Annotated in this window: 18 protein-coding genes and 1 pseudogene; 9 read left to right on the plus strand and 10 right to left on the minus strand. The window is 46.7% G+C overall.

What is annotated here, in order from left to right:
* Positions 1-11 precede the first annotated feature (11 nt).
* Both IQ257_RS06025 and IQ257_RS06030 read right to left on the minus strand, forming a co-directional pair.
* On the minus strand, positions 12-446 hold the full coding sequence (locus IQ257_RS06025) for a DUF4079 domain-containing protein (protein ID WP_193876680.1): 435 nt from the start codon (positions 444-446) through the stop codon (positions 12-14).
* A gap of 101 nt (positions 447-547) precedes the next feature.
* On the minus strand, positions 548-934 hold the full coding sequence (locus IQ257_RS06030; protein ID WP_193876682.1) for a DUF1830 domain-containing protein: 387 nt from the start codon (positions 932-934) through the stop codon (positions 548-550).
* 316 nt (positions 935-1,250) lie between these two features.
* Here IQ257_RS06030 and IQ257_RS06035 point away from each other — a divergent pair.
* The 6 genes and pseudogenes from IQ257_RS06035 to IQ257_RS06060 all read left to right on the plus strand — a co-directional run.
* Positions 1,251-1,640, plus strand: a pseudogene (locus IQ257_RS06035) (RNA-guided endonuclease InsQ/TnpB family protein); the annotation flags it as partial.
* Positions 1,641-2,044: 404 nt separating this feature from the next.
* Positions 2,045-3,625 (plus strand): photosystem II high light acclimation radical SAM protein, encoded by a 1,581-nt coding sequence (locus IQ257_RS06040; protein WP_193876685.1) that lies wholly within the window; start codon positions 2,045-2,047, stop codon positions 3,623-3,625.
* 99 nt (positions 3,626-3,724) lie between these two features.
* Positions 3,725-5,086, plus strand: coding sequence for a DICT sensory domain-containing protein (locus IQ257_RS06045; protein WP_193876687.1), 1,362 nt, complete (start codon positions 3,725-3,727; stop codon positions 5,084-5,086).
* A 54-nt stretch (positions 5,087-5,140) separates the two neighbouring features.
* Positions 5,141-5,779, plus strand: coding sequence for a pentapeptide repeat-containing protein (locus IQ257_RS06050; protein ID WP_193876689.1), 639 nt, complete (start codon positions 5,141-5,143; stop codon positions 5,777-5,779).
* 1,145 nt (positions 5,780-6,924) lie between these two features.
* On the plus strand, positions 6,925-7,917 hold the full coding sequence (locus IQ257_RS06055) for an RNA polymerase sigma factor, RpoD/SigA family (protein WP_193876691.1): 993 nt from the start codon (positions 6,925-6,927) through the stop codon (positions 7,915-7,917).
* Positions 7,918-8,438: 521 nt separating this feature from the next.
* Positions 8,439-9,041: a hypothetical protein gene (locus IQ257_RS06060; RefSeq protein WP_193876693.1), complete on the plus strand. Its 603-nt coding sequence runs from the start codon at positions 8,439-8,441 to the stop codon at positions 9,039-9,041.
* 6 nt (positions 9,042-9,047) lie between these two features.
* Here the strand turns inward: IQ257_RS06060 and IQ257_RS06065 are convergent, their stop codons facing one another.
* From IQ257_RS06065 to IQ257_RS06075, 3 genes are all read right to left on the minus strand, one after another.
* A complete protein-coding gene (locus tag IQ257_RS06065) occupies positions 9,048-9,230 on the minus strand; it encodes a hypothetical protein (RefSeq protein WP_193876695.1) in 183 nt (60 codons plus the stop codon).
* A 135-nt stretch (positions 9,231-9,365) separates the two neighbouring features.
* On the minus strand, positions 9,366-12,908 hold the full coding sequence (locus IQ257_RS06070) for an AAA-like domain-containing protein (protein WP_193876697.1): 3,543 nt from the start codon (positions 12,906-12,908) through the stop codon (positions 9,366-9,368).
* Positions 12,856-14,838 (minus strand): AAA-like domain-containing protein, encoded by a 1,983-nt coding sequence (locus IQ257_RS06075; protein WP_228060462.1) that lies wholly within the window; start codon positions 14,836-14,838, stop codon positions 12,856-12,858. Before IQ257_RS06075 ends, IQ257_RS06070 begins: the two co-directional genes overlap by 53 nt.
* 325 nt (positions 14,839-15,163) lie before the next feature.
* Between IQ257_RS06075 and IQ257_RS06080 the strand changes: the two genes are divergently transcribed.
* Together IQ257_RS06080 and IQ257_RS06085 are read left to right on the plus strand one after the other, a co-directional pair.
* Positions 15,164-15,943, plus strand: coding sequence for a DUF4388 domain-containing protein (locus IQ257_RS06080; protein WP_193876699.1), 780 nt, complete (start codon positions 15,164-15,166; stop codon positions 15,941-15,943).
* A 14-nt stretch (positions 15,944-15,957) separates the two neighbouring features.
* Positions 15,958-16,341: a response regulator transcription factor gene (locus IQ257_RS06085; protein ID WP_193876701.1), complete on the plus strand. Its 384-nt coding sequence runs from the start codon at positions 15,958-15,960 to the stop codon at positions 16,339-16,341.
* 61 nt (positions 16,342-16,402) lie between these two features.
* Here the strand turns inward: IQ257_RS06085 and IQ257_RS06090 are convergent, their stop codons facing one another.
* From IQ257_RS06090 to IQ257_RS06105, 4 genes are all read right to left on the minus strand, one after another.
* Positions 16,403-16,816, minus strand: coding sequence for a hypothetical protein (locus IQ257_RS06090; protein ID WP_193876703.1), 414 nt, complete (start codon positions 16,814-16,816; stop codon positions 16,403-16,405).
* Between the two features lie 40 nt (positions 16,817-16,856).
* Entirely contained in the window at positions 16,857-17,822 is a 966-nt protein-coding gene (gene secF / locus IQ257_RS06095; protein WP_193876705.1) for a protein translocase subunit SecF, read from the minus strand.
* 18 nt (positions 17,823-17,840) lie between these two features.
* Positions 17,841-19,244 (minus strand): protein translocase subunit SecD, encoded by a 1,404-nt coding sequence (gene secD, locus IQ257_RS06100; RefSeq protein WP_193876707.1) that lies wholly within the window; start codon positions 19,242-19,244, stop codon positions 17,841-17,843.
* Between the two features lie 113 nt (positions 19,245-19,357).
* Complete coding sequence (locus IQ257_RS06105) at positions 19,358-20,341, minus strand: alpha-ketoacid dehydrogenase subunit beta (RefSeq protein WP_193876709.1); 984 nt, start codon at positions 20,339-20,341, stop codon at positions 19,358-19,360.
* A 251-nt stretch (positions 20,342-20,592) separates the two neighbouring features.
* On the opposite strand from IQ257_RS06105, the gene IQ257_RS06110 reads away from it, so the two are divergent.
* On the plus strand, positions 20,593-21,840 hold the full coding sequence (locus tag IQ257_RS06110; protein WP_228060463.1) for a septal ring lytic transglycosylase RlpA family protein: 1,248 nt from the start codon (positions 20,593-20,595) through the stop codon (positions 21,838-21,840).
* A gap of 126 nt (positions 21,841-21,966) precedes the next feature.
* Here the strand turns inward: IQ257_RS06110 and IQ257_RS06115 are convergent, their stop codons facing one another.
* Positions 21,967-23,874, minus strand: a complete 1,908-nt coding sequence (locus IQ257_RS06115) for a PAS domain-containing sensor histidine kinase (protein ID WP_193876711.1) — start codon at positions 23,872-23,874, stop codon at positions 21,967-21,969.
* Positions 23,875-23,954: the final 80 nt, after the last annotated feature.

A 23,954-nucleotide genomic window follows, 5' to 3' on the forward strand; every position in this document is an offset into this window, starting at 1 on the left:
CTCCCAAAGCTCTACAGGTACTTTTGCACTACCTGCCAACCTGTAAATGAAACCCAAGCAAATCCCACAAACAGAGCAATATTCGTTCCTACATGAACGGCACGCGCCCAAGGTTGGTGAGGACTAATTTGGGTGGAACTCGCTGCCGAAACTAAAACCAAAACCACAACCGAGCCACCAGCAATTAAGTGTCCTGAATGTCCTAAACTGCCGTAATGACCTAGAGTTCCGACTAAACCAATAGCGAGTAAGAGCAACACTAAACCCACCATTACCCAACCAATAATGTAGTGTAACGGTCGCAACCACTGAGGTCGCGGATGCTGAGACAGGCGTTTGGAGAAAAGGACACTACCAGTAATGCCTAGCAAGGCATAAGCCAAAATCGACAAACCCATTGACCAAGCGGCTGCTCTCCAGAGCCAGAGAAAATCAGGCAGATTCACGAGTTATTAAGAATACTTAGCGTTCCCTTGTCATCATACAAAGCAAGGGGGCTGCCGATGTGGGCAACCCCTTTAATTTTCATTCAACTGGCTTTTCTTAATTAGCTGAGAGACGCCAGCGCTAAAGGCTCTGACGTTACCTGGCTTTTATGATTAACAGTTTCTACAGTTTGCTTGTTATTGGTAGCGTCTTGGCTGGGTTGTGGAGCAGATTTATCAGGGGGACTGCTGTTTTCGCTTACAACCAGGCGAGTACAAGGAATTGTATCTGACAAAATCGCGCTTGCCATCATTCCAGAGTGGATTTCTACTAAAGCCTCTGGTAGGGCTTCAAATACCAAGCGCTGCCCAGGAAAAACAACCCGCTCAAAATACCAGTTGGGAATGTTTGAAATGCGAGCAATTTGGATCTGGCTGGTAGCATTCACATAGCAACAGAGAATGCCCTTTGGGTCATCTGAAGGAAGGGAGTCTAGAATTTGAGCCATAACTGCCGAGGTAATCAACGAATCTAGCTGCTTATTACACTCCCCAAGTTAGCACCTGTGATCCCCAGTTGCTGTAAACCCGACTACCAATCACTACTTATCTCTGTCGCTAGCCAGGTAAGCGTCAGAGCTTATTGAGATAATTTCTTTTATTCTCTGCTGTTTATGGCTAAATTCGGCAATTTCCCTTAAAAATGCTCAGTTTTTTCAGCTCCGGTTCATCCCTCATTGCCAGTACTCATCAAGAATTGGGGTTGGAGCTGGCACGCACCCCAAGGTAGGAACTTTAACTTATCGCCGGGAAGTCCCCCACTATATTAATGTCAAAGGCATGGTACGCAATCACAGTTTAGCTAAAGCAATATCTGATGCTGGTTGGGGAACCTTTGTTAATTTCTTGGCATATAAGCTAGAGAAAAAAGGTGGAAAGTTAGTAGAAATTGACAGATGGTTTCCCAGTTCTAAGCTCTGTTCTAATTGTTATTACCAGATTGATAAGTTGCCACTTGACGTTAGAGAGTGGACTTGCCCTCATTGTGGCACTCGTCACGACCGCGATGGTAATGCATCAACAAACATTAGAGCAGAAGGCATCAGAATACTACAGACGGATGGAACAGCCGTCTCTGCTGAAGGAGGGGAAGTAAGACCAAAGTTGGGACGCAAGTCCGTTCTGAGGCATTCCCCCATGAGTTCAGAAGCCTAGACTATAGTCGTTTCGACTTAGTGTAGGTAGTTCACCTCTTACCCGTTAACGTAGACCAAGTAAGTCTTAAGTTGGTCAGGTTTAGGCTTTTTCAAGCCCCCGGCTTATAGCCGTGGGGTTCCTGACGCATTTGAGGAGACTCTACACCTCAAAAAAAATACCATATTCTTAAGACGGTTGAGGTCGATCGCCAATCTTGTTAAAGTTAAGTTATATAAACAAAATTTTTCAACATTCTTCTGAACGCTAGGTGAGAACGGCATCCCGATCCTCAAAAAGGCTAAACGCTTCTAAGGGTTAGGATTGCTAGGACATCTAAGCCAACTCAGTTAAGGCTGATTAACCCGGAGGTGCAGCATCAACAACCATTAATAAAGAACACAATCCTTAACAGAAAATCCCCAATGTTACAGAAAATTCTCTACGTCCGCCTTCCCTGCAACCCCATCTTTCCGATTGGTGTCGTCTACTTAGCCGATCACGTTCACAAACAGTTCCCAGAGGTTGAACAGCGTATTTTTGACCTAGGAACCGTACCCCCCCTAGATTTTACCCGTGATCTCAATAGCTGTATCGACGAGTTTCAACCCACACTCCTCGTTTTTTCCTGGCGTGATATTCAAATTTACGCACCTGTAGGCGGTAGGGGTGGCAATCCGCTGCAAAATGCCTTCGAGTTCTACTACGCGCAGAATCCCTTGGTGAAGTTACGCGGTGCGATAGGAGGATTGCGTCTAGCGGCTTCTTACTATACCGAACTTTGGCGTAATATGGGTTTGATTCGGCGCGGACTAAAACGCGCCCGTCGTTACCATCAAAACGTGCGTGCCGTTGTCGGGGGGGGAGCGGTGAGCGTTTTCTACGAGCAACTAGAAAATCAACTGCCCCAAGGCACGATTGTTTCTGTGGGAGAAGGAGAAAATCTCCTAGAAAAAATTCTTCGGGGTGAAAGTGTTCAGGACGAGCGTTGCTATATCGTGGGTGAAACCACGCCGCGCGATCGCCTGATTCACGAACGCCCTACTCCCCTTGAAAAAACAGCGTGTAACTACGACTACATCGAACGCATCTGGCACAGCTTTGACTATTACTTACAAGGGAGCGACTTCTACATCGGCGTCCAAACCAAGCGGGGTTGTCCTCACAATTGCTGCTACTGCATTTACACCGTTGTAGAAGGCAAGCAAGTGCGGATTAACCCAGCCGATGAAGTAGTGGCTGAGATGCGCCAGCTTTACAATCGAGGGGTTCGCAACTTCTGGTTTACCGATGCCCAATTCATTCCGGCGCGGAAGTTTATTGATGACGCAGCAGAGCTGTTGCAGAAAATTCTCGATTCCGGCATGACGGATATCCACTGGGCGGCATACATTCGGGCAGATAACCTGACGCCTGAGTTATGCGACTTGATGGTGAAAACGGGAATGAATTACTTTGAAATTGGCATCACCAGTGGTTCTCAGGAACTCGTGCGGAAGATGCGGATGGGGTACAACTTACGCACAGTGCTACAAAACTGCCGGGATTTGAAAGCGGCTGGCTTTAATGACTTGGTTTCGGTCAACTACTCCTTTAATGTAATAGATGAGCGACCTGAAACTATTCGCCAGACTATTGCCTATCATCGGGAGCTAGAACGAATTTTCGGTGCAGATAAGGTTGAACCCGCGATTTTCTTCATTGGCTTACAACCCCATACTCATTTAGAAGAGTATGCCTTTGAGCACAATATCATCACGCGGGATTACAATCCCATGAGCCTGATGCCTTGGACAGCGAAGAAACTTCTCTGGAATCCCGAACCCCTAGGTTCTTTTTTCGGTGAGGTTTGCCTGCAAGCTTGGCAGCAAAATCCTAATGATTTTGGTCGTGAAGTGATGAAAATTTTGGAGGAAAGACTCGGTTGTGCTGACTTGGAGGAAGCACTAGTTGCCCCGATTGAAACCAAGCCAAAACAAGAGAAACAATTAATCGCTGCTCATTAGTGGGTAGCCCCAGGGGAAAGGTGCTTGATGATCGGTGATTAAACGAATGGGGTTAAGCCTATCCGTTAGATCCGCTGCAAAATCCGTTGCGAATAAATCATGCTGCAAGGTTCGATTTTACAAAAGCTAGAAACAGCCCATCGACACAGTAAAAGACCGCTAAATTTTGGAGTGTATTACAAAAACACTCTGGTTTCCCTGTGCCATGCTTTGGAAGATTTCATTTTAGAGTCTGGGGGAAAACCCTTAACAATCGCGGCATTCCAACGGGGGAAGTGGTATCTGCAAGAGGCAGAACGCTACTCACAGTTAGCTGAGAAATCTTCCCAAGTGGCGATTATGGCGGCACCCGATACGGGCTTTGCTGAACATTCCACCAGTCAACTCAAGAATGTGTCACTTGTGTCTCTGGACCCGGCTGATCCAGTGGCTCAAGAGTGGCACTTAATCATTATGTCGGAAACTTACACGGCAATGGTTTTGTGTCAAGAGCTATCGGAATCAGATTATGGGGTTAAAGGAGTACCAGAAAGTGACCGAGATCGCAAATTTTATGGGTTCTGGACCTTTGAGCCGGAGTTGGTTCGGGAAACGATAGATTTGGCGATCGCTCACATTGGTAATTACAATCGCGACTTACAACAAACCTTAGGGGAACAAGCGCAGCAGATTACGGCTGCCTTTGGCACCACAGAACGGGATGACATTGGGATTGTGGTGTCTCGCGTAGTCGATTACCTGCAAAGTTCTCAACACAATTTATACCAAACAGGGGAAGATCAACTGCATACCTTGCCCATCGAAGACAAGGTGTTGGATGATAACCTCCTTTCCAATGAGATGCAGGCATTCTTACGGATGGCGCAGCTTATCGATCAAGCTGATGCCACCAACCCCATGGCAGCATCAGAGGTAGCGGCGCTGTGCGAAGCAATGGGGCAGTTGCTAGATTTACCCGCATGGCAACTCAAACGTTTGCGTCTGGCGGGTTTGCTGCACCGTCTTATCCCGATGCAAGGGGTCGAAGATGTTTTGGACGCGCCTAAGTCACCGGTTCAGAAAGAGGTGGTAGGCCAAAAAGAATCACTGCCGAAGGCATCGGTTTTGCGAATCATGCCTCAGTTGCAGGCGATCGCTCACATTGTCACTCACCAAACTGAACATTGGCAGGGTTCGGGGAAACCTGATGGGTTAGCTTACGATGCCATTCCTTTAGAATCAAGGATTCTGGCGTTAATCGCCGACTTTCAGCAGCGGGTGGCGACTTACCAATCCCAGGACAATTCTCTGGCAAGGGCGCTCAGTGATTGTCGGGCGAAAGCTGGCACAGTATTCGACCCCAAACTGGTTGAGGCTCTAGAACTGTTGACGATTGGGATGCAACAGGGTATGAGTTTGCAGGTAAATCAACCTAAAATAGCAGCAGGGATGTGGTTGATCGATTCCCACTCCAGTGAGTGAAGAAGCGCCATTGGATGCTTCCTCTAGAAAGGCATGATTTAGCAAGGAAGATTGATGGAGATAGAGGCAATTCAAGCGGGAAAAATCAAACAGCTATCGGGAGCGGCGTTAGACGACGAGGACTTGTCGGGTAGCCAACTTGAGCAAATTAATTTAGCAGGTGCTAGTCTGGTGGGAACGAATTTTTCGGAAGCCAATCTCAACGGTGCTCGCCTTGATGGTGCAAAACTTATCTGCGCTCGATTGGTGTCAGCAGACTTGCGGGCAAATTTGCTAGGTGCCAACCTGATGCAGGCAGATTTGACGGGGGCTGACTTGCGGGGCAGCAATCTTCGAGGTGCGAATTTGATGGGAGCAACCCTTTTTCAGGCATCTTTGGCGGGTGCCTTTTTGAGTGGTGCGACTCTCACCGGAGTGAACTTGCAGGGCGTGGATTTTCGAGGGGCAGACTTGCGGGGTGCAAATCTCAATAGCGCTAATCTTAAGGGGGCAGACCTTTCACAAGCTAATTTGCAGGGAGCGAGTTTGAACCAAGCCAATCTGGAAGAAGCCGATTTGCGAGGGGCTAATCTTGCCGGTGCCACCCTCACCGACGCGAATTTGCTTTGTGCTGAGTTAGCAGAGGCAAACTTGGAAGGGGTCGATTGGGAGGGAGCTTGTCTCGTAGGCACCTTTCTGGCAAAGGACTCTTAGCTAGGATTGAGCATAATCCCCTAAAATTTGGATTGAATACCTACCCAAAACTCTTTGATCTGTGTTATAATTCGCAAATGCCAGTAGGTTCTTGGGTAAAGTATAACTCTGCGCTAATACCACTGAGTGATCAATTGCCTTAAGCAAGAAAATCCAAAAACTTTATTGTCCCAGCTCACAACGCCAACTCCTGTCCAGTAACAGGAGATAGGCTGGCTTGGTAGGGTAAACATCATTTTTAGTTTTTCTCCCGAATGGCTGTTTCTTAACCGAAAACAAGCAATCGGCGTCTTGCTCTTATTCGGGAAAGGGGAGCTTTAAACTGATAAGATCGAACATTTGCAAGAGGTTTAATCGCCAATGAACCTCAGAAAAAGAGGGAACAAGGAAAGACAGGACTAGCGCAATAGTTGCCTAAAAAGTTAGGTTTTCGAGTAAAATAAGCGTCTGTCTTAAAGTCAAGGGAGATAGGACGTTAATAAAGAATCAATGCGCTAGGGGGTAGAAGGAATACCACGGTTGGAAAGCTCTAAGCCTGTGGGTTCCTGGTTTTCTATGCCCTTTCCAGTTTAGAAAGTCAAGGGTTCCAAACATCTGCTCGCCCTAGTCGCTGTAGCATGGTAGGATATCAATCCACGAATCAGTTCGGTTATCTCCATTGGGGTTGCCTATTCGTTCCCAGTGTATTGGGAGATGATAGTAACTAGGGAGCGATGCCAATCCCCCAGTCCTATTCGGTGTCAGGAGGAGGATTCTATCGATGCGACACCACCGTCAGGTTAGAGAAATGTTGAACCTTTGCCTCTTTACCAACGTCTAAACTTGTAATACTATTGAGTAAAAGCAAACTCATACTGACTTCGATTTTACTCTCGGTTCTCAGCCACGAGCAGCCAAACTGGGAAACGCAGTAAAAGTACCGAAGAGAGAATTTTCTCGAGTAACTGGCTTTAACTCAAATTTACGGTTAGATCTCCTGCCCAATATAGAACAGGTGGGCGGTCTATACATCTTTTAGTAGATGTAGGTCACCAATTCGCGCCAATATCCTCAGGGTGAGAGACTAGTCCATCGCTATTGCTTTTGCTTTTGAGGTCCTAATCCGCGACAGACTTATTGCTCGTTTACGGAGTCACCACTCACAGATGCCCACTGTTAACACTAACACCAAACAAAAGACAACCAAGCCCACGTTCTCGGCAGATATGGTGCGTACCTACCTGCACGAGATCGGTCGCGTACCGCTACTGACCCATGAGCAAGAAATTGTCTATGGAAAGCAAGTGCAGCAGATGATGCAACTTGTAGAGGCGAAAGAAGCCCTAGAGGAAACCTTGCAGCGCGAACCGACCCTGAAAGAGTGGGCTGCTGACATCAAGCTTGATGAATCTGCCCTCAAGAAAATTATAAGCCAGGGAACGCGGGCTAAACGCAAGATGATCGAAGCGAACCTGCGTTTAGTTGTAGCGATCGCGAAAAAGTATCAAAAGCGTAACATGGAATTTCTGGACTTGATCCAGGAAGGAACCCTCGGCTTAGAGCGAGGTGTAGAGAAATTTGACCCGACACGGGGCTATAAGTTTTCCACCTACGCCTACTGGTGGATTCGTCAGGCAATTACCCGTGCGATCGCGCAGCAAGCGCGTGCGATTCGGCTGCCCATTCACATTACCGAAAAACTCAACAAAATCAAGAAAGTTCAGCGAGAACTCTCCCAAAAGTTGGGGCGCAACCCTACACCGGCTGAGATCGGTGAGGAGTTGGAATTAGAACCCGCCCAGATTCGGGAGTACTTGAGCATTGCCCGTCAACCCGTTTCTTTAGATGTGCGGGTAGGGGATAACCAAGATACGGAACTGTCTGACCTGCTAGAAGACAGAGGTCCAACGCCCGTACATTACACAACCCAAGAGTCCCTGCGCCAAGATCTCGATAACCTGCTGGCAGAACTCACCCCCCAACAACGGGAAGTGCTGGCGCTGCGCTTTGGGCTAGAAGACGGTCACGAACTGTCTTTGGCGAAAGTTGGTCAGCGCCTCAACCTGAGCCGGGAACGGGTGCGTCAGTTAGAACACCAAGCCCTAGCACAGCTACGCCGTCGTCATGGGAATGTCCGAGAGTACATCGTCGCTAGTTAATGGCTAATCCGGGCATTTGCGGAAGTGGTAGCAGAGGTTGTTACCACTTTTTTTTCGCTAAAGAATTGTAACGTTATACGAAATCCTATCCCTTGCTACTGAAGTTAGTAGTGAGGGGTTTTATTTATGGGATGTAGGGGGTAGGTGAAGAGACAAGGAGACATGAAAACCCTTGAGGTGTTACTCCACTCCCCCCATTGGGGTGAGACGATTTTCACTCCTTTGAGGGAAGTTTTATACCGTGTTTCTGAGTTATCTTTTTTACATAGGATGGCTTTTTTTACAAGGGATTATACGGAAAAAATATGTATTCAGATGTGACGGTTGAGAAACCGGTTGGAGGAGGCGCAAACAACGCCAGGGTTCAGGTTTAGATAGATAAACAAGGAGACGGCTTAAAAGTATCGATTTTTAGGGCAAATGCAAGGTTCTCCTAGGCTTTTGGCTTGCTGCCGACTGTGCCTTAACATGACGGCATTTTTCCAGGGTGTTTCGAGGTTTTATCAAAGGAGGTAACCACCGTGATTAACCAATTAATGGGGTTCGTTTCGTCACAACATCAGCGACTTGCTTTTTGGCAATTACCGCTCACTGGGTTACTCCTCACAGTAGGATTGATAGGGAATACCTCTATCGGGGAGAAAGCAGCCGCTCAAGAACAAGCAGAAACCGTTGATACTACTGCCGTTGCGATCGCACAAGCACAAACCTCAACTGCCTCTATTGCTGATGGTGTCTACCTTTACGGTCAATCTTCAGAACCGGAACAAATTGGTACAGAATATATCGTCTTTGAAGCCGATCACGGTAAGTTGCTCGGTGCTCTCTACCTACCCAATTCGGAGTTTAGCTGTTTTTACGGCACCTTAGATTCAAACCAAATGAATCTAACAGTAGTCAATCCCTACGACCAAACCGCTTTGTCTCACACCATTGCTCGCGCCCAACCCCAGTCTATTGCAGCAGCTAGAAGTCAGCCTAATTTAGGAAATACCTACGAATCCCTAACCTATCCCCATACCGTCTCCCTCGAAGGCTATCAACCCGTTGGCAAACTCAGTGATAACGATAAACGTATCTTGAGTACCTGTCGAGAGAGTTATCAAGAACGGGTTGGGAATTAGAACGTCTCAACACCCCATATCAAACCCTTCGGGGGGCAGTATGTCCATCGCTTGCATCTGGATTAGTGTTGGGGCAGTAGTCAACTGTTCAATTTGAGTCAGTAAGGTTTTAGCTTCAAGATCGCCATTGTCAGCTCGGTGTTTGAGGTAGAGTTTGAGTTGGTTGACTAGGGTATCGGGGACGTTCATGTTTACAGGGGTTTTCAAGTGAATAGACTACATTTTGACCCCCCTAGCTCCCCTTATCAAGGGGGGACTGTGCCAGACTAACTCGCAAAGTGCTGTAAATAAAAGTTCTATCTCAGATATTGCACCATTTCCAAATTAGTGAGTGTTAAGGTACTGTGTGTTTCGCCGCAGCGCTTTGCGATCGCACAAATGTCTGTCACTCTCTTCCACCTCGATATTCGTCTGCAAATAATCCTGCACCCAATTGCAACCATAGGATAACACTTGCTCAAGCTTGACTACCTGATCTAAATCCCACAAAATAATCGTTTTGTCTACACTAGCTGAAGCAATGGTTCTGCCATCTGGACTGAAAGCAACGTCGTAAACGCGATCGCTATGCTTTTCGAGAGTGGTGATAAACGTACCGTCACGCCTCCAGAGTTTGATCGTATTGTCCCAAGAAGTCGAGGCAATTATTTTATTATCAGGACTAAAGGCAAGACCATCAACGCGATCGCCATGTCCTGCTAGAGTAGCGAGAAAGGTGCCATCACGCTTCCAGAGTTTGACGGTATTATCCCAACTTGCAGAGACAAGACGCTGACTATCCGGGCTAAACGCTACTGCCCGAATTACGTCCTTATGCCCACTCAGCGTTCTTAGCAACGTGCCGTCAGGCTTCCAGAGTTTAATGGTCTTATCTCCACTCGCTGATGCCAAAAGCTGACCGTCCCGACTAAAAGCGACTCCATGAACTGGTGCGCTATGTCCTTGAAGAGTTTTTACCAACGTGCCGTCAGGCTTCCAGAGTTTAATGGTCTTATCTCCACTGACTGATGCTAAAAGCTGACCGTCAGGGCTAAACGCTACTTTATAAATTGTATCACTATGACCCTGGAGAGTCTGAAGTAAAAGACCCTCCTTGCTCCAGAGTTTAACCGTCTTATCCCGACTTGCCGAAGCAATCGTTTCACCATTGGGACTAAAAGCAACGTCGAGAACTGCATCCTGATGTCCATACAAGGTTTTCAACAAGGTGCCGTCTATTTTCCAGAGCTTGATAGTACTATCCCAACTGGCAGATACTAAGGTTTTACCGTCGGGGCTGAATGCCACTCCCCAAACAGCATCCCTATGTCCAGGAAGGACTCTCAACAAGGTATTTTCAAGGGTCCAAAGTTTGATTGTTTTGTCCCAACTGGCAGATGCTAGGGTTTTACCGTCGGGACTGAACGCAACTCCCCAAATAGCATTGGTATGCCCTTTGAAGGTAGTCAGTTGGGTGCCATCGATTTTCCAGAGTCTGATAGTTCTATCCCAACTCCCGGAGGCTAAAATTTGACCGTCGGGACTAAAGGCAACACCGTAAACCCCATCACTATGTCCTTCTAGAGTTCTTAGCAGAGTTCCGTCATCCCTCCAGAGTTTCACTGTTCCATCAAAACAGGTTGATGCCAGGGTTTGACTGTTGGGGCTAAATGCCACACCGTTAATCCCGTCATTATGACCCCTAAGAGTTTTCAGTAACGTGCCGTCAGGCTGCCAGAGTTTGATAGTACTATCCCAACTTGCTGATGCCAGCATCTGATTATTTGGGCTAAATGCCACGCCTCGAACTTCGTCAGTATGTCCTGTTAAGGTAGTCAGCAAAGTGCCGTCTATTTTCCAGAGTTTTACAGTTCTATCGGCACTTCCAGAAGCAATAATTTCACCATCTCGACTGAATGCCACGCTATTGACGCCATCACTATGTCCGTTTATTGTTCTCAGCAGAGTCCCGTCACGCTTCCAGAGTTTAACCGTCTTATCTCCACTGGCTGAAGCGATAAGCTGACTGTCGGGGCTAATTGCTACTCCTCTGATCTTATCGCTATGCCCTTTGAGTGTAATCAGTAAGGTGCCATCCGGTTGCCAAAGTTTAACGGTTGTGTCCTCACTGGCGGAGGCAATTAGAGAACCATCAAGACTGAAAGCGACGGTATAAACGCCCTGACGATGACTCGATAAGCGGTTATGTTCTTTAACTCCATACACGGTTCGGCGCAATACCTGTTCAACTTGGTTCTCCGTCTCGGTGTCTGTCCTCCCTAGGGTTTGTAGTTTTTGTTTGGCTTTAATGGCGGCTATTAGGGCATCCAATCGTTTATCGACAGCAAATAAAGCCTCAGATGAGGTGGCGATTGCTTTAATTTCACTAATCGCTAATCGGTGGTTTTGAATCAGCATTGCCCCTGCGAGTCCACTCGCCACGAGAAAGGCGATACAAAAGGTCGCTAGTAACAATCGCTGTTTTTTGGCAACCTCTTGTTCGGCTTTGAGCCGGGCTTCAATTTCTTTGATGCGTTCGGCTTCCAACCGTTGTTGAACATCTTTTCGATCTAATTCTTCGCTGGCGGCTAAAAATTGATAATCGAGATCGCTCAAACTTTTGTCCCGCGCCCAAGCTTGCGCCTCTTTGAGAGCTTGTCCCCGCAATAATCGTGATTCATCCTGTTGTTTGGAGGCTATCCAGGTATCGAAATTTTGAGAATAGGGACGAAGAGAGGTTAACTGTTTTTCGACCCATTCGAGGTTGAATACCTCTTGATAAATTCGGTTTTTAAGTTTCAGATATCCTTGCTGTTTGACGACTAAGCCTGATAGCAGCAGTTCAATTTGCTCTGGAGAGTCATCGGTTTCGATTCCCCCGGCATCACTTAAATCAAATTGTAAGAGTTGCTGATAGATACCCAATAATCTGCCAGCCCGTTGCTCGTTTTTTAAGATGCGATCGCGGATTGTTCTTAAATGCTCTGGTTCATCAGCAGATTCCCATTTGTAGATAATGTGCTTGTGTATTATTGATTCCACCCAAAAGGCTTCGGTTCCCGGTGGAATTTGCCAAACTTCACTCCCGGCATCAGAGGCAATATATCGCGTTTCTACAAGATTTTGTAGCAGTTGACACAGCTTTTGGGTCAGAAAGGGTTGTCCGCTTGTCCAGGCTAATATCTGTTTGAGAATGGCTTGGGGATTTGAGAACTTCTCCTTTAATCCTTTAGCTAAGGGTTGAGCTTCCTCTAGAGTAAAGCCTTGCAAATCTATGGCTTTACCAATATTAAAGGGTGTGCGATTTCGGTCAGCAATTAAATCTGAAGGTGTTGCTACTCCGAAGATGGCAAAGGTGATGCGGTTATAGTCGGGATTGATGGCTCTCTGGTTATAGCAAAACCGGATAAGGGCAAAAAAATCATCAATGGGGAAGTCTAAGCTGAGAATACTATCAATTTCATCAATAAAAATAAAAATTTTTTCGTTGGGGAATTTAACTAAGAGGATATCTTCGATAAAATGACTCAAACTCTGAAGAATTGAGATATCTTCTTCGTGTTGCCACCAGGTTTTGAGATTCACTTTTCCCAGCAGTTTGAACCCTCGCCACAACTCCGAAACCACACCTTTGTACCACTGAGTCGGGGTGATAGTTTCACTGCCGATACGAGTCATATCTAGGGTTGTACATTTAAACCCGTCCTGTTGCAATTGATTGCGGGTGCGGACTAAGAGGGAAGATTTGCCCATCTGCCGGCAGTTGAGAATGTAACAAAACTCCCCCTGTTTTAGTGCCTCATAAAGTTCGCTGTCTGCTTGTCGTTCTACATAGCTAGGATGATTGGTTGCGAGACTTCCACCAACTTGATAGTCGTAATTCGTCATTCCCCATTCCCTGTTCAAATCTAAAATTTAAACTTGAACAAAGGGTAACGCGATCGCGTCCCCATCGTTTTGACTCATACAGCGCATTGTCAGCCGCATCTATAATCGTTGTTAGATCATCATCTGGTTTGGGAATAGTGCTAGCGACTCCTAAACTGATGGTGATAATTGGTAAAAAACCGCCAATTCGACTCTCATCATGGGCAATCCCCAGTGCTTTTACCTGCTCTCGGATTTCTTCAGCCAGTTGTAAAGCACTATTGGCATCGCTATAGAGCATAATCACCGCAAATTCTTCCCCCCCAAAACGCGCCACGAAAGCAGCCCGACTATCTGCGCAATCACCGATAGCTTTAGCAACTTTCTGTAAACACCCATCCCCAGCTAGATGACCAAATGTATCATTGTAAATCTTGAAAAAGTCGATATCGGCTAAAATTATTGAAAGGGGAGCTTCTGCCTGCACCAACTGCTGCCATTCTTGTTCGAGGTATTCGTCAAAGCTACGCCGATTCGGGAGTCGGGTTAGGTTATCTAAGCTACACAAGCGCTGTAATTGCTGGTTTTCTTCTTCCAACTGCTCAAGGCGATTTTCCAAGGGGGGTTCTTCAAAGAGTTGCTCTCCAAAATACAAGCGATACAACTCACAACCGATTATCGCCTCATTTCCCTCCAGCTTCACCAGCCCCATACTCTCTAATTTATATGCTGCGATCGCGTCTAAGCGCACCCTATCCGATGCAGTAACCACTTGTTTCAAAACATCTGCCAATTCCGGACGCTTTTGCAGAGTTGCTAGCTGACTCCGTAAGTGATGGCTATAAATCCCGGCTGCTGTGGGTGCGTTTTGCAATAGCGGCTCTAAGGTTAAATCAGAACAACAGAGGTGATAAAGAGCCAATCGCAGTAAATAAGGATGTCCTCCTACCATTCCCATTAGTTTTTCAGCTTCATAGCCATCTGTCCAATCAAGTCCGTGACGCACTGCCAAATCCTGCAACTGCTCCAGGGTAAACTCTGGTAAGGTAATCGGCAGTCCGATATTAAAAGGGGATTGGTTGAGTGTTAAGGATACATAAACTTCTGTAGAGTGAACCACCACCAGCCGTAGTTTTTGTAGGCTCTCATCCTGTTGAGCTTCTTCATGCCATGATCGCAGTAAGGGCAGAAACTCTCTAGCAATCTTGGGATACTCGAAAATTCGATTCACTTCATTGAATGCCAAGACTACAGGAGAGTCGATTTGCTCCAACAGATATCCCTGAAAATAGATCGTGCAGCTTACTTTACTGCCAATCTCTTCATCCCAATACTCATCAATGTAAGATTCGAGCTTTAACTGCCGAGTGGCATTGGCACACAACCAACGCAAAAATTTATCAAGGGAGGCAAAAACTGCCTCATCCGCTTGCTGAAAATCTATACTAACAATTTGGTACTCCTGAGCAGCAGCCTGAGCGATAAGCCGCAGCAGCAGAGAACTTTTTCCCATCTTCCGAGGCGCTTTGATGCGAACAACGCTACCAGGTTTTCTAATCTCACTGTAGGCACGTTCTTCAAGGGGAGAACGCTCGATGTAAAATGCTGAGTTGAGTGGTACAGGACTACCCGGAAATTCGATACACTCTTCAGTTGCTTCTGGCTCAGAGTCTAACTGGGTGTAGTCATCTGGTTTCAGAGTTAGGTTAAAAGCACTGAAGTAGCACTCTAAACTTTGTCGATCAACACCCACTTGACGGTGATGAATTTTGGTGAGAGTATTGGGGCTTAAACTCGTTCGTTCGTTTAACTCTTCAAGGGTATAAGCTTTGTTAGAGTTTTCTTGTGCTTCTAATGCCTGCCTTGTTGCTTGTAGGCGGTGCCAACCCGGAAGCGTAAGGACAACACCTCGTTTGCGCTTTGGGGGCATATTTCTCAGTGGCATTTGCATAACTGGTTCAATTGCCAGGAGACTATTTCGGTTAATTATTGCACTTCCCTAAAGGTAAAGCGAGGAAAACAGTTTTTTTTAACCTTGTCAAATTTTTCTCCCCATCAAACTTTTTTTAAACTCATCCTGCCAGGGGTAGAACTCCCCTAATTTTTCTTAAGTTGCGTCATTAACTTGCGATCTTCAGTTGTAGGGCTCTGAGAGCAGAAGCAAACTAAAGGTGCGGCTGAGGTGAGTGCATACTTTTTAAGGAATGTAAATGCTCTAGCTCTAGTGTTCTCAACCGCCTCAAGCAACTATCGGGGAGCATCTAAAGGGGTAACGTATGTGTATTGCAGGTTCTGTAACAGACTGTTCCATCGCTGAAATTTTTCAGTTCATCGAGAAAACCAAAAAAACTGGCTTACTTACGATTCGTTCTTTTCCAGACTCCAAAGCCACACCGTCTAATGTTCATTACATCTGGGTCTGCAATGGTAAGATTGTGGCAGCCGCAAACCGATTAGACGAGCAAGGTTTGAGTTCGCTGATTAGTCGATGTAAGTGGGTGAGCGATCGCGTCCTCACCAAATTACTTCAGTGGTGCTGTCCGACTAATCAACCCTTGGGTGTGTGGCTCAAAAACAATCGAGTCTTAGAATCCCAAAATCTAGAACAGCTATTTCAGATTCAATTATTACAACAAGTCTACCCCTTGTTTCAACTCAAGGAGGCTCAGTTTCAATTCGACTCGAAAGCATTCTTACCAGCGCGAGAAATGACGGGTTTAAACATACCCGCAACAGAAGCCACATTAATGGGGTTGCGAGTGCTGCAAAATCAGGGCATTCTCACCGAAGGCTTGCCCGATCCCCAAAAAGCATTAATCAGTATTATTAGCAATCAACCCCTCTGTCGGCTAGATGCCCTAGAGTGGCAAGTTTGGGAGTTTACCAACGGGACGGTATCTCTGAGTGCGATCGCGCAGCAGCTAAGATTACCTGTCAAAACTATACAGCAAACTGCATTAAGGTTAATAAGTGTGGGTCTAGTGCAAGAAGTGCCATTGCTGGTTAATCCCTTATCAAAACCAGCATTCCACTTCGTACCTCTCTATCCCCTGTAGCCCACCCCTCGAAAATGAAAATTCTATTACTAGTGAAGGATGCGTCCTTTAGTGAAACTTTAACAGAAGCTCTCACTGATCAAGGTTATACAGTCTATGCCGTCTGCAACAGCAAAGCTGCTTGGAACCAACTAAGAGACACCCACTACGATTTGATGCTGTTGGATATCCTATTTCCCAAGCTAGATGGTGTCAACTTTTGCCGAAACCTGCGTTCTCACGGCTACTGCCTGCCCATATTCTTGATGACTGAACCAGATATTGGCGTTAATAAAATGATCGGTTGGGGTGCTGGTGCCGACGAATATTTCCTAAAACCCTTTGATTTACAGTCGTTAAATGCCCGAATCAGAGCCTACTGGAGAAACCAAGTTCCGTTAAGCCCATTCCCTGCATAGTTAAAAGGGGAGTGGGGAGTAGGGAGTCATTACTCATTACTCATTACTCATTACTCCCTAATTACCGCTCACAAACCCATTTCCACAACGGATGACTCGCTCCCTGCTGACAAATACGGTGTACTTTATGTTCCAAACGTTTTTGTTCAGCGGGATGTATTCCCAGTAAAATATTACGACTCTGCCATACCAAAACAGAAGCCGTCATGCCAATGCAGATAGAAAAACCTAAAACAGGCAGACGGTTGTAAACGATACCATATCGCACGGCTGCCCAGGTAAAATGCGATCGCAACAGAGAAAGTTCATAGCGCCAACCCCACAAGCTCAACGGAGCCAGACTAATCCACAAGAAACCCACCAGTAACCACCGCCCATAGACGGTAAGCTGATGTAACCGTTGAACTTTAATATGGAAGGTTGAGTCGAGGTTATGGGGGGTTGTCTGAGACGTTTGAGCGTCGGGCTGCTCCATAGTTAGTGAATCGTTTAGGGTAGGAAATCGCAACAGCCAGCTAACCTTCGTCGGATATTTTAGCCTCTGTTGCTGGCATCATTTGAGCCTTGCCAGTACGTTCTCGCCACCACGCTAACATCGTACTGGCAACAAAAATACTTGAATAGGCACCCGCAATAAAGCCGACGATTAAGGCTAAAGCAAAGTATTTGAGAGTTTCCCCCCCAAATAGAAAGATAGATACTAATGCTAGTAACGTTGTAAACGTGGTGTTGATTGATCGTGTCAGTGTTTGATTGACAGCATCTTCTACCACTTGGTTAATATGTCGCTCTGGATGCAGGGCGATAACCTCCCGCACACGATCATAAATGACTACAGTGTCGTTAACAGAAAAACCAATAATTGTCAAGAGAGCCACTACAAACAGGCTATCAACTTCCAGTCCCTGAACTAAACCTAAAATAGAAAAAATCCCCAGAGTCACTAATACGTCGTGAAATAGAGCAATGAAAGCGAAGAAGGCATAGTCAAATTGGAAGCGGAAGGAGAGGTAGATGAGAATACCTGCAAAGGAGACGAGCAATGCCAGCAAGCCCGAAACAAATAGCTGTCGTCCCAGGGTTGGACCAACTGTATCAATCTGAGTCGCTTGCGGATCAAACGCTCCAATCTTTTCGCTCAACGCCTGTTGCAATTGAGTGCGGGGTTCTACATCCAAGGTTTTGGTGCGAATAGTCAGAGCGTGTTGCTGTTCCCCCAGACGTTGAATACTGCTGCCTCCCAGTTCCTGTTCTGCCAAAACCTCTCGCACGGTTTCCAGCTCAATTGGTTTTTCACAGTTCCCCGGCACAGAGCAATCGAGTTCAAATTGCAGCCGTGTACCCCCTACAAAATCTAAACCCAGGCGTAACGGTGCCCCAAACTGGCTAACAGAGATCGCCATAGCAACGATACCCGCTAGGATCACGGTAGCCGAGATTGTCCACCAAAGCGATCGCTGTTTAATTACATTGAATGTCATTTCAAATTTCCCTTTCCCCTACGATTTTACTGAAGCCGGGAGATTGGGACAAAACAGTTCCGGCTTCTGGCGCACCCCAGGAAATCCCAAGACGAGTAGCAGCATCAAGGTACGACTACAGGTAATAGCGGTAAACATACTCATGGCTACTCCGATGGCAAGGGTGAGGGCAAAACCCTTCACCAAGCCAGAACCCAGCCAAAACAGCGCCGCACAAGCAATTAACGTGGTGACGTTGGCATCTAGAATACTCGAAAACGCTCGATAAAACCCTGATTCTACTGACCGATAAAGGGTTTTTCCCTCTCGCAATTCTTCTCGCGTCCGCTCAAAAATCAGCACATTGGCATCCACCGCCATGCCAATACTGAGAATAAATCCAGCGATTCCCGGTAGGGTTAAGGTGACACCCAGTAAGACAAAGGCGGCTAGGGTGAACAGGGAATAAACGCTCAGGGCAGCATCAGCAATCAAACCGGGTAGCCGGTAGTAAACCCCCATAAATATCAAAACTAAAATTAGACCGCCAACCGCTGCATAAACACTGCTTTGGATACTGTCTCGCCCCAAGGTGGCTCCCACAGTCCGATTTTCCACAATTTCCACAGGCAGGGGTAAGGCTCCACCCCGTAGCTGAACCGCCAATTCGCTAGCCGTTTCGACAGTAAAGTTGCCAGTAATCACAGCCCCCCCACCCGCGATACCTGTTTCGGCATATTCAGGTCCGACGGTTGGGGAGCTGAGTAAGGCATTATCCAGAAAAATACCAATACTGCGACCCGTGCCCGCTAAATCTTTTGTGAGTTGAGCAAATTTTTCACCGCCCCCAGCGTCAAAGCGAATCGACACTTCCCACAGCTCCCCAAATTGAGTGGGTTGAGCGCGGGCATCTTGAAGATTTTTACCCGTGAGATTGATGCTTTCAAAGAGTTTGGCGATCGCTTCGTTACTCCGATCTAATGTATCTTGAACTTCCGTCAGTTCTTCTTCATTCCCACTTTTCTGGAGTACGTCTCGCTGCTCCAACAATTGCTGGCGTACCTGCTGCTCGATTTGCAACTGCGCCTCCGTACCCGGTCGTTGCATCCGAAATTCTAGCTGTGCCGTCCCTCCCAGCACCCGTTCTGCCTGTTGCGGGTCATTCACCCCTGGCAACTGCACCAAAATTTGGTCAGAGCCAACGCTTTGTACCACCGATTCTGAAACTCCTAGGGCATTAACTCGGCGCTCAATAACACTTTGAACTGCTTCTAGTTGTTCGGCTGTAATTTCTTGGATTTCTTCTGTAGGGTTAACCTGAATGGTCAGTTGCGCCCCGCCCCGCAAATCTAGTCCTAGTTGGATGGGAATCTTGATCAACACAACAATTGCCAGAACCACCAGGACTAGAATTAAGGCTAATAACGAACGCTGTCTCTGCATAACTACGACCCGCCGCAACAAATGCTATGATAATCCCTTTTGAGGGTCATGAGTTCAACGGCGATGCTTTCCTTGAAGTTCTAATTGCTGTAAAGACGCTAAATATTGCACCTCTACACCTGTAACATAATCATCTTCTTCACGGCTTCAACAATTTGCTGGGGTTGGACAATCGTCAGGCTCTCCAGAGTGCCGTTGTAAGGGGTAGGGATATCTTGAGACGATAGCCGTAGGACGGGGGCGTCTAGTTCATCAAATAACCGCTCATTAATCGATGCCGTCACTTCCGCTGCGATACCCCCTGTCTTCATGCATTCTTCCACCACAATGACTCGGTGGGTTTTGCGAATCGAGGCACTAATCGTTTCAAAATCTAGGGGTTTTAGGGAAATCAGGTCAATGATCTCTGGGTCAAATCCTTCTTTCTCAAGGGGCTTCACCGCTTGCAGCACATGGTGACGCATTCGAGAATAGGTCAGGATAGTAACATCGCTACCCTTACGAACCACTTCGGCTTTATCAAGGGGCAGCAGGTATTCCGCTTCTGGCAGGTCTTCTTTTAAGTTGTAGAGTAGGACGTGTTCAAAGAATAAAACCGGATTGTCATCACGGATTGCTGATTTCAGCAGTCCCTTGCCATTGTAAGGAGTTGAACAGGCAACAATTTTCAGACCGGGAACTGCCTGAAAATAAGCTTCTAATCGCTGGGAATGTTCAGCACCAAGTTGACGACCTACCCCACCGGGTCCTCGAATCACCATGGGAATTTTGAAGTTACCGCCGGAGGTATAGCGCAGCATCCCTGCATTATTGGCAATTTGGTTAAATGCCAGGAGCAAAAAACCCATATTCATGCCTTCAATGATGGGGCGCAAACCCGTCATTGCGGCACCCACTGCCAGTCCGGTGAAGCTATTTTCAGCGATGGGAGTATCAAGAACTCGCAGTTCCCCGTATTTTTTGTATAAATCCTTCGTGACTTTGTAGGAACCTCCGTAGTGACCAACATCCTCACCGAGAACAAAAACCGTTTTATCCCGAGCCATTTCTTCATCAATGGCTGCGCGCAATGCATTGAAAAAAAGTGTTTCTGCCATCAATACCTCACCAAATTCGGCAAATGAGATCCTAGCATTGCCCAGCTTACCTTAGGCTGCACGAGGGATATATTTTGTCGTTTTCGATTCCCTTGTCTTCACTCAATCAAAAACAAGCTGTAAACTTTGTTTTTTAGAGGGATCGCTCCCCAGATGGATCTATTGATCCCAAAGATAGGTATACTGTAACTTTTGTATACAGTATTACGGCTAATTGCCAAAGTGCATCCTAACTCACATTATCATCGCTCATGCCATTTTTCGGACTTATTTGGGTAACTGCCTGGGTTAGCTGTTTGGTTTCCGCCAGTCAGAATCGATTAAAAGTACCGGAGTACATCACAAACACGTTTCCTGCTCGGACGTTCGCGGTAGTCAGCAGTCCTATCGAACTGCCAACTTCTCGGCTTTTGCCAATGCAACTTCCCTCAGGAGTCCGGTCTTCTAACTCGTCGGTAGGAACAGCCCAACACCTGGCATTTCAGACCGGTACGGGCAGCTCCTGGTTTCGAGTCCAGCCGACCTCAACGATTGAGAAGATTTCCATTCAAAGGAATGCGGGAGTTGGTGCATTCTGTCCTGTACCCGCAGCCACCTCTGCTCCCAACTCGTCAAAAAAGACGCTGCCAGAAAAAATTTTCCAGGTTATGCAGAACTTACTCCCCTGGCGTCAGCATTCTGGCTTGGAAGATAAGGCAGTTGCTGATTCTATCAGCATTGTCAGCACTCACCAGGGAGAGGGTATTGGCGAGAAACCCAGCAGTGAAGGACGGCGTTTGAAGCGAGGATTTTGGCGGTACTCGCAAATGCTCAAGAGCCAAGCTGTTGAGAGTTCATCCTCTACGAATGGGGAGCAGTTTCAAGTGCGGATGAGGGGACAAGTTATCGCCCAATTTCCGACCAAACAGCAAGCCGAGCGGATGGCACATCAGTTGAAGCAATTCTTCTGTCAGCCCTTAGACTCCTACAGGCACGAGTCATCTGTAGAACCAGCATTCTCTCATGGACAACCCGCTGTAAAGGTTGGTACTCGCCTGTTTCTAAAAGTTGACGACAAGCTGGCAAACAATTTGGGGAAGAATCGACAACTGCTAGCCATAAAATGGGCAAATAATCTGCGCGTTGCCTTGGGACAAGGGGCTTTGACGCTCACAGAAGCCCAAGAACGTATGCATAATTTAGTGGAAACCTCGAGCACGATTGAGGGCATTGCCTCCTGGTACGGACCTTATTTTCACGGACGAGTCACTGCCACAGGCGAAACTTACAACGAAAACGAACTAACGGCAGCTCATCCCTCCTTGCCCTTTGACACCTATCTCAAGGTCAGAAATCTAGAAAATGGTAACAGCGTGATTGTCCGAATTAACGATCGCGGACCCTATATTCCGGGTAGAACCCTGGATTTATCCCGTCAGGCAGCACGTTCGATTAAAAGTGAAAAGGCAGGAATCATACCCTTTGAAGCGATTATTATGCAGCCATCTTCAGCTCGATAAGCCTGCTTAAAAGAGTGGTGCGTTGACTGTTAACGGCTTGGATTTGAGAGTTTCTGAGTTTAAGGATAAGGAAACAATGTAGGACAAATCACACACGACAGAGGCGATAGGGAGCCTCCGCATTAGTCAGGAGTTAACCACTAGGGATGGATACGGTTCACTTTTCACCGCCATCGGTAGATTGTAGGATCGAGTTCTTAGTTGCCGGATCGGTAGGGCAATTGAGAATTCAGAACCCTTACCCGGTTCGGACTGATAGGTCAGTTGACCGTTATGGTTTTCTACAATGATTTGATAACTAATTGACAAACCTAAACCCGTCCCTTTGCCCACAAGTTTTGTTGTAAAAAAGGGTTCAAACAGCCGACGACAAACCTCCTGACTCATCCCCGGGCCATTATCAGCAATCCGAATCACAACGTGGGGGATTTTCTGAGAACGATTAACTTTAGCGGATTCCGTAGCCAGTTCCTGAACTTCAGTGCTAATTTTTAGGTGGAAGGACGTCCTCCGCTTTGAAGCTGATGCTTGCAAAACATCAATGGCATTTGAAATGAGATTCATAAAGACTTGGTTTATCTGTCCGGCGTAACAATTGACGAGAGGGAGATTTCCGTACTCTTTGCTCAACGTAATTTCAGGATGTTCAACCGTTGCTTGCAGGCGGTGCTGTAAAATCAAGAGAGTGCTATCAATGCCTTCATGAAGATCGGCGGGCTTCATTTCCGCTTGCTCAGTTTTTAAAAACTTCTGTAAGGATAAAACAACCTGGCGAATACGACTTGCTCCCACCTTCATTGAGGTTAGAAGTTTAGGGATGTCCGTCATGAGAAAATCGAGGTCAATGGCTGCGATTTGAGCTTGAATTTCGGCAGCAGGCTGAGGATAGTGCGTGCCATAGAGTTTCACGAGGTTGACCAAATCTTGAAGGTAGCAAATGGCATAATCAATGTTGCCGTAAATAAAGCTGACGGGGTTATTGATTTCATGAGCAACACCTGCCACAAGTTGCCCCAAACTCGACATTTTTTCGGTATGAATGAGCTTGGTTTGGGTTTGCTGAAGTTTTCGCAATAAAGTGGTAACGTGCTGTGTTTCTGCCTCTAATGCCACCTCCGTTCGCTTGTGCTGGGCAATCTCCTGTTTAAGTCGCTCATTAATTTTTGTCAGTTCAGCCGTTCGTTCTGCGACTCGTCTTTCCAACTCGCCATTCGATTTTTGCAACGCTTCCCGAGCGAACTGGCGTTCTGTGATATCCCGCGTTACCCTAGCAAAACCCCGTAGCTGCCCATCTTCTGTTTGCAAGGCAGTCGTCACAACATTGGCAAAGAATTGGGAGCCATCTTTACGCACTCGCCAACCTTCTTCTTCAAAACGTTCCTGACGTGCAGCAATTTGTAATCCTTCCTCGGGTTTGCTGAGTTTAACATCTTCAGGAGTATAAAAACACGAAAGGTGCTGACCGATAATTTCAGTAGCCCGATACTGTTGAATTCGTTCAGCTCCCGTACTCCAGCTAACAACATAACCGAGGGGATCGAGCATTATAATGGCGTAGTCCTTGACCCCTTCTACCAACAAGCGGAAACGTTCTTCGCTTTCTTGATGGGCGGCTTCTGCCTGCTTGCATTCAGTATTATCACGAGCCAACGCATAAACCAACTGCTGTTTGGGGCATAGGGTTGCATTCCACACCAACCATTTATAGGAACCATCTTTGCAGCGGTAGCGATTTTCAAAAGATATCGTATCCGTACAGGCAGATAGCTGTTGCCACTGCTTGAGGGTCAATTGCCGATCGTCTGGATGCACCCATTCAATCCACGGTTGTGCTAAGAATTCCTCAGTGGTAAATCCGAGAATTTTCTCGCACATCGGGTTTATTTGTGTCCAATAGCCGTCGGCACTGGCAACAAAAAACATATCCAGCGTGAGCGTAAAAAATTTGTCATGATTGCTACAAACTGAAGGGTGACGAGTACTTTTCTCTCTTTTGCAATGGGAGTTTTGGCTTTCTGACACTTGGGTTGCCATTCGATTACTTACCTGATTGGTTAGATTCACTTCCTCATACCAAGAGCAATTAGAATGCTAGAATGTTTCAGCACTAGACT

The sequence above is a fragment of the Coleofasciculus sp. LEGE 07092 genome (genome assembly GCF_015207375.1).
GTDB lineage: Bacteria > Cyanobacteriota > Cyanobacteriia > Cyanobacteriales > Coleofasciculaceae > LEGE-07092.

Excerpts from the sequence above, each read along its gene's own strand:
- IQ257_RS06030 (WP_193876682.1), bottom strand. The coding sequence starts at position 934 with ATGGCTCAAATTCTAGACTCCCTTCCTTCAGATGACCCAAAGGGCATT.
- IQ257_RS06040 (WP_193876685.1), top strand. The coding sequence starts at position 2,045 with ATGTTACAGAAAATTCTCTACGTCCGCCTTCCCTGCAACCCCATCTTT.
- IQ257_RS06045 (WP_193876687.1), top strand. The coding sequence starts at position 3,725 with ATGCTGCAAGGTTCGATTTTACAAAAGCTAGAAACAGCCCATCGACAC.
- IQ257_RS06050 (WP_193876689.1), top strand. The coding sequence starts at position 5,141 with ATGGAGATAGAGGCAATTCAAGCGGGAAAAATCAAACAGCTATCGGGA.
- IQ257_RS06055 (WP_193876691.1), top strand. The coding sequence starts at position 6,925 with ATGCCCACTGTTAACACTAACACCAAACAAAAGACAACCAAGCCCACG.
- IQ257_RS06065 (WP_193876695.1), bottom strand. The coding sequence starts at position 9,230 with ATGAACGTCCCCGATACCCTAGTCAACCAACTCAAACTCTACCTCAAA.
- IQ257_RS06070 (WP_193876697.1), bottom strand. The coding sequence starts at position 12,908 with ATGACGAATTACGACTATCAAGTTGGTGGAAGTCTCGCAACCAATCAT.
- IQ257_RS06075 (WP_228060462.1), bottom strand. The coding sequence starts at position 14,838 with ATGCAAATGCCACTGAGAAATATGCCCCCAAAGCGCAAACGAGGTGTT.
- IQ257_RS06080 (WP_193876699.1), top strand. The coding sequence starts at position 15,164 with ATGTGTATTGCAGGTTCTGTAACAGACTGTTCCATCGCTGAAATTTTT.
- IQ257_RS06085 (WP_193876701.1), top strand. The coding sequence starts at position 15,958 with ATGAAAATTCTATTACTAGTGAAGGATGCGTCCTTTAGTGAAACTTTA.
- IQ257_RS06090 (WP_193876703.1), bottom strand. The coding sequence starts at position 16,816 with ATGGAGCAGCCCGACGCTCAAACGTCTCAGACAACCCCCCATAACCTC.
- secF (WP_193876705.1), bottom strand. The coding sequence starts at position 17,822 with ATGACATTCAATGTAATTAAACAGCGATCGCTTTGGTGGACAATCTCG.
- secD (WP_193876707.1), bottom strand. The coding sequence starts at position 19,244 with ATGCAGAGACAGCGTTCGTTATTAGCCTTAATTCTAGTCCTGGTGGTT.
- IQ257_RS06105 (WP_193876709.1), bottom strand. The coding sequence starts at position 20,341 with ATGGCAGAAACACTTTTTTTCAATGCATTGCGCGCAGCCATTGATGAA.
- IQ257_RS06110 (WP_228060463.1), top strand. The coding sequence starts at position 20,593 with ATGCCATTTTTCGGACTTATTTGGGTAACTGCCTGGGTTAGCTGTTTG.
- IQ257_RS06115 (WP_193876711.1), bottom strand. The coding sequence starts at position 23,874 with ATGGCAACCCAAGTGTCAGAAAGCCAAAACTCCCATTGCAAAAGAGAG.